This is a genomic window from Mesorhizobium silamurunense, from assembly GCF_014843825.1.
In the GTDB taxonomy this organism is placed as follows: Bacteria; Pseudomonadota; Alphaproteobacteria; order Rhizobiales; family Rhizobiaceae; genus Mesorhizobium; species Mesorhizobium silamurunense.
Genome location: NZ_JHQR01000029.1, coordinates 1 through 5453 on the forward strand (window position 1 = coordinate 1; position 5453 = coordinate 5453).

General features: G+C 60.1%; 6 protein-coding genes and 2 pseudogenes. 1 reads left to right on the forward strand and 7 read right to left on the reverse strand.

Annotated features, from left to right (window positions below):
* From DH10_RS03060 to hemN, 7 genes and pseudogenes are all read right to left on the reverse strand, one after another.
* Positions 1–307: TlpA disulfide reductase family protein (locus DH10_RS03060; RefSeq protein WP_192384184.1), on the reverse strand; the 307-nt coding region annotated here is incomplete at its 3' end.
* A 138-nt stretch (positions 308–445) separates the two neighbouring features.
* Positions 446–604 carry a hypothetical protein gene (locus DH10_RS03065; RefSeq protein ID WP_192384185.1) on the reverse strand — a complete coding sequence of 53 codons (159 nt, stop codon included), beginning with the start codon at positions 602–604 and terminating at the stop codon, positions 446–448.
* A 141-nt stretch (positions 605–745) separates the two neighbouring features.
* A pseudogene (locus DH10_RS03070) lies at positions 746–931 on the reverse strand (MFS transporter); the annotation flags it as partial.
* A gap of 143 nt (positions 932–1074) precedes the next feature.
* Positions 1075–1506, reverse strand: coding sequence for a hypothetical protein (locus tag DH10_RS37800; RefSeq protein WP_312891189.1), 432 nt, complete (start codon positions 1504–1506; stop codon positions 1075–1077).
* A 57-nt stretch (positions 1507–1563) separates the two neighbouring features.
* Positions 1564–1887 (reverse strand): hypothetical protein, encoded by a 324-nt coding sequence (locus tag DH10_RS03080; protein ID WP_192244311.1) that lies wholly within the window; start codon positions 1885–1887, stop codon positions 1564–1566.
* Between the two features lie 136 nt (positions 1888–2023).
* Positions 2024–2496: pseudogene (locus tag DH10_RS03085) on the reverse strand (3-oxoacyl-[acyl-carrier-protein] synthase III C-terminal domain-containing protein); the annotation flags it as partial.
* 141 nt (positions 2497–2637) lie between these two features.
* Positions 2638–3987: an oxygen-independent coproporphyrinogen III oxidase gene (gene hemN / locus DH10_RS03090; protein WP_192244309.1), complete on the reverse strand. Its 1350-nt coding sequence runs from the start codon at positions 3985–3987 to the stop codon at positions 2638–2640.
* A 156-nt stretch (positions 3988–4143) separates the two neighbouring features.
* On the opposite strand from hemN, the gene DH10_RS03095 reads away from it, so the two are divergent.
* The gene (locus DH10_RS03095) at positions 4144–4884 is read left to right on the forward strand and encodes a Crp/Fnr family transcriptional regulator (protein ID WP_192244307.1); all 741 of its coding nucleotides are present in this window, start codon (positions 4144–4146) and stop codon (positions 4882–4884) included.
* Positions 4885–5453: the final 569 nt, after the last annotated feature.

Consider the following 5453-nt stretch of genomic DNA (forward strand, 5'->3'; position numbering starts at 1 on the left):
CGAACGCGATCCGATAGTTCAGATTCGAGAACTTTTCGGTCAACCACGCGTCCAACTTGCTTCGGGCCTCGTGGGCCGTTGGAGCGTCTTCAGAAGCCGCGACTCCAACGATCTCAACTCCGCTCTCCTTGTATTTCTCCTGCAGCTGCATCAGATGGGGCATCCCGTCCACACATGGACCGCACCAAGTTGCCCAAAATTCGACGATGTACACTTTGCCGGTCTGAAAGCTGGTGAGGGGCTCGCCACGCAGCCAGTTCTCGACTTTGATCGAAGGAGCCGGGGACCCGATCCGCAATGCCACCATGTTGATCTCCAAAGCTTGCTTTCTGCGCGAGCTTGTTCCCGCTCAGAGACGGCACACGGGTTCGGGGGAGAGAGCATTGCTCGTCTTGCCCCATTGCGTGCAGTCACCATCAAGAGTGCAAAAGCCGTGCCAGCGCGCTCAGCGCACAGTAAGCGCCTGATTGCTTGGAAAAACCTCCCACAGTGCCGGATGGCGGTTGTAATGAACCTGACATTTTTGCTTGCGGACGACGCGGCTGAGGTGGTCGTCGACTAGATAAGCGACATCGACCCCACCGGGGCGGATATGCGCCTCCATGCCGGCCAGCCCGAGGACTATACCTGCGCGCCACCGGCGCGGCGCGTGGCGCGGTGTCTACATGACCCCGGGAACCGTTCGGTGGGCCGCGCCGCCGTGAGACGCACGACCCAGCGACAAACTTGGTTATTGAGAGTTGTCGGCCTGCACGAGCGCGACCATCAGATCGGACGCTAGAATGGTTGCCATCAGCCAACTGATGGCAACCGTTTGCACAAGCCAACCAAGACTGGATATTTGCGTGGCCGTCCAGATCGAGCGAAACACCTTGTTTCGAAATGGCGCGAGCGTTGTTGAAACGGGCGGATTAGAATTTTCGCACTGCATGGCTTGATGCCTTCGACCAAGCATTCACCTGGTCACGGTTACTGGGTGCAACGAGCAATTCCCAATTGGAGGTAGTTGCGGAACTTGCCTGGTAATCGGCCGCATTCCGGCATCTTTGACTCGATCCCGGCAACACGGCGAAGTTAACACGGCCGGCTCACTGGCTGCATGTCCAATTCGCCATGTTGGGACAAGCCGGAAAGCGCCGTGACCGCTATTGTCGATCGGTCCGCGCGTTGGCGGGGCAGGCGCGGTTTTGTCCCGAGGATGAACCCACCCCCGTGTTCCCTAGTGTGCCATTTTTCGTTTTCGGACCAATGCGTCGGCGGCGAACCGGGATCGAGGTACCGACCGATGGAACGCAGGTAGGCAACGCTCTCTCGTATCAAAGAATCGCGGTCTTCAAACGCTTCGCCTATGCACTCCAGCTCATCGTGCGCCGCCAGCGTTTCTTCGACGTCGCCAAGCACATAGCGAGTATCGCCGACAGCACAGATATCGCAGCAAGCCTTGATCAGCGTCACAACGAAGGCGGGGATATCGCTCGCCTTCATCAGTCGCTTGTTGCCTGTCATCATAGCCTGCCCTCAATCGACGGCGAAGAGGCTGGAGCTGAGCCTTAAGTTGGCACATCAGCCTGAGCGTGCGTCTGTCGATCCGCCAAGTTGATCTGCGTGGGGTACCCCCAGCAGCTTTGACTCCGGCAGGTGTTCACCGGGAGCTTGGCCGATGACGACAATCTCATCTGCCCCGAACCTGTCGGTGCTAAGCGCTTTCGTTTGGACTGCTTTGCCGTGCTCAATCTTTTGCCAGTGACCGTTTCGCGGCCGTGCAATGTTGTAGACATCGCAAGCCCGCGCGATATGCTGATCGCGAACTCCGAGTTCACGGGCGATCTGTGTCATCGGCTTGGCCCAGACCAAATCATAGAGCTGAGCCCGGCTTAGGCTGACCATTGACGCCTCCCATATCTTATGTCTCGGGCCACCCCACCCTGGGGTTCTCTAAGCTTAGCGATTCTCGCTGTCTACGCGCGAATGCCTGCGCCCTTCCCATCATACAAGGTCAACTCTACGCAGCCGGTTGCCGCCGCTAGATTCCAACGACGAGTGCACCGCCGCTCAGACCCGCGCCTGCTGCCGCCAGAAGAATTTTCTCCGCCCGGCCGAAACGGCTCCGTCTAGTGGGCCGGCGACAGCGAGAGAGGGATCGTCGCGGCGGAAGAGTTGCCGTATTCGGCGATCGTCTTGACGATCGCGTGATCGGCAATGCCGAGGTTCCTCCCGACGGCATCGAAAATTCGGGCGTTAGCCTTGTGCGGAACGAACCGATCGATATCCCGCGACCGCATCCCGGCCGCGGCGAGCGCGTCCTGCGAGCAGGCAGTCATCATCTCCACGGCCTTGGCGAACACTTCGCGGCCGTCGACGATCGTCATGCGGGTTTGGTCGAGGTCAAGATTGCATGCTTCCTCCGGCGGGAATCTGGATCAGCTCATACCGCGAGCCGTCGGAATCCACCGAAGCGCCGAGAATGCCCCGATCCGGCTCCTCGCACGGGCCGAGGGGTGGACGACGCCGGAAGGCACGACCGGACGCCTATGGCCCAAGACCTTCGTATCTGGTCCGCAATGCGACGGTAGCCGATGAAAACGTAGCGCATCGGTTCACGATCGACTGAAAACCGGGACCGTTCCTCTGCGGTGCTCAGACTGCCACCGAGTGCCTGGCCGTTCCACTCTCGAGATATTTGTCGAACTTCGCCGCAATGCTCCTCACGAAGGGACGGCTTTCCGCCAGCACGACGAAACTGTCGCCTTGGAGTTCAAGCAGTCGAGCAGGATCCCGAAGAGCGATTGAGCTTGCCTGAATAAGGAGCTTTCGGCCGGCTTCCCCGAAGCTCTCCACCAGGTCGATCGCCGAGAAGGCGAAATCGCACATCAGCCGCTCGATGATCCAGCCACGGACGCGATCGTCGTCGGAAAAGGCGATGCCGCGGACGGCGGCCAGACCGCCATTGGCGACCATACGTCCGTACTCAGCGGTCGAAGGATTGTTCTGCAGGTAGCCCTGGCGAAACCGGCTGATGGACGAAGGACCGACACCGATCAGCGTCTCGCAGCGATCCTCTGTGTAGCCTTGGAAGTTGCGATGCAGGGCCCCTGTGCAGGCCGCCACCGCCAGCGCATCGCCCGGCTTGGCGAAATGGTCGAGGCCTATTGCTTCATATCCCTTGTCCAAAATCGCCCGCGCGGCGAGTTGCGATTGCGCGAACCGCTCCGTGGGACCGGGGAGCCATGCCTCGTCGATCATCGTCTGATGTTTCTTGAACCAGGGCACGTGAGCGTAGCCGAACAGCGCCATCCTGTCCGGTTCCAGGGTCAGCGTCTGCGCTACGGTGGAACACAGGCTCTCCCTGGTTTGATGCGGCAGGCCGTAGAGCAGATCCAGATTGACGGACTCGACGCCGCGGGAACGAACTCCGTCGACGACTGCCTTGGTCTGCAAAAAGCTTTGTTCGCGGTTGATCGCCTTTTGCACTTTCGGATCGAAATCCTGCACGCCGAGGCTCGCCCGCGTCATGCCGATTTCGGCAAGCGCATCAAGGCGTGCTTCGTCCATATCGTTCGGATCGATCTCGATGCTGATTTTCGTATTCGGAACAAAATCGAAGCTGTCCCGCAAGAACGCGCCTAGAGCCACCATATCCTCAGGCTTCAGCATTGTCGGCGAGCCGCCGCCGAAGTGGATTGCGCAGACAAAGACCTTCCCGCTGATAAGGGCGGCAACCTTGGCGATCTCCGCGCGTAGCGAGCCCAGATAAGCGGTCACCGGCTCATAGTGGCGCGTCTGCTTGGTATGGCACGCACAGAACCAGCAGAGCCTGTCGCAATAAGGAATATGCAGGTAAAGCGATATCTCGTCACCGCCTTCGAGCGCCTCCAACCAGCCTTTCTGGACAGCCGCGTCGACGCCCGGATGGAAATGCGGCGCGGTCGGGTAACTGGTGTAGCGGGGGACGTTCTCGCCAAGTCTGGCAGCTAATTCCGGTCGCATGTCGTGGTCCACCATGTTTGAATCGCCGGAACTCTGGACGCGTCGAACAGCCAAAGCCCTGATTTCGGTCAGCCTCCAGCACGGACAAACTGCCGCAAGGATTTTTCTACCGTCGATTGCTATCCTGCCGGCACTTGGGATCGGTAGAGCGATCGAATGACAGTACGGCAGGATATTCACAGTTCCGGCATTCCCGTTCTTTGCCTACCTTGCGAGGCACGGCACCGTGGCGTCTGCGGTGCGCTCGATCCAGACCATTTGGCGCGGCTCGCCAAGACTTCGTCGCGGCACAAGATCGAGCCGGGGGTCGAACTGATAGGTGACGCCGAGGCCGTCGAGAGCTATTCAAACGTGCTTTCAGGCGTGGTGAAGCTGACGAAGAGCCTTTCGGACGGCCGCCAGCAGATCGTGGGCCTCCAGTTCGCACCTGATTTTCTGGGACGGCCCTTCAAGGTGAAAAGCGCGATCAATGCGGAAGCGGCAACCGCTGTCACGCTGTGCTCGTTTCCGAGAGCGGCCATCGAACGGATGATGAAGGAAACACCGGAACTTGAGCATCGCCTGCTCAAGCAGACGCTGAACGAGCTCGACGAGGCACGCGAATGGATGGTGACGCTGGGGCGCAAGACCGCACCGGAGAAGGTGGCGAGCTTTCTCCTTATGATCGCCCGGAATATCGACCCCAATGTTGACCCGGCGGCCAGGTCGGTGTGCTTCGATCTGCCGCTGACGCGTGCCGACATCTCTGATTTCCTTGGACTTACGAACGAGACCGTGAGCCGCCAGCTGACGCGATTGCGGGCTGACCGCGTGATCCGGATCGAGAACAACCGCCATGTGACCGTGGACAGTATGAGCCGGCTGGAGCAGCGCTGCGGCGGCCGAGGCGCGCGGTAACCGCCCTTGGAATGAGACCTAAGCGCCGGGCCTACGTCGCTTATTCCGATCCGCTTGCTCGCGTTCGAACGCGATGTGTCGCCGCAAGCCTTCGAAGAAGCCGCGTAGCATGAACCCGACAACTTCCGCAGGCTCTATCGGATCACCATGACCGATCGCCACGAGCGTTTCGGCCACCTCGTCGCCGAAGCATTGATCCTCGACATGCTCGGCGCGCAACCGGCGGGTAGAGGCAAGATTGGCCTCGGCTGAGGTCAAGTGCGCCTCATCCACGGGGAAAATGACCGTCTCCTCGAACCGTTGAAGTCACGAAGCAGCGAACGATCGCGCGGGCTATGCCAAGGCATTTCAAGCGATCGACGCTTGGCAAGGCATCGGCAATACTTTCCAGCGCGTCGCAGAGCCGCAGCTTTTCCGATTGGACGCTTCATTACATCGCCCGGAACGCCTCCGCTCCGGCCCCGCCCTGGGGACGCCGGACTTGTCCATGAGCGGGCGGCCTGTGCTGCGTTTCCTCGTTCAATCGCCACCTTCTGATCGCATTGACCTTGCCCCTCTGATCTAATCCG

Bases quoted from the DNA above. Each gene is read 5' to 3' on its own strand.
- DH10_RS03065 (WP_192384185.1), bottom strand. From the start codon at position 604: ATGGAGGCGCATATCCGCCCCGGTGGGGTCGATGTCGCTTATCTAGTC.
- DH10_RS37800 (WP_312891189.1), bottom strand. From the start codon at position 1,506: ATGACAGGCAACAAGCGACTGATGAAGGCGAGCGATATCCCCGCCTTC.
- DH10_RS03080 (WP_192244311.1), bottom strand. From the start codon at position 1,887: ATGGTCAGCCTAAGCCGGGCTCAGCTCTATGATTTGGTCTGGGCCAAG.
- hemN (WP_192244309.1), bottom strand. From the start codon at position 3,987: ATGCGACCGGAATTAGCTGCCAGACTTGGCGAGAACGTCCCCCGCTAC.
- DH10_RS03095 (WP_192244307.1), top strand. From the start codon at position 4,144: ATGACAGTACGGCAGGATATTCACAGTTCCGGCATTCCCGTTCTTTGC.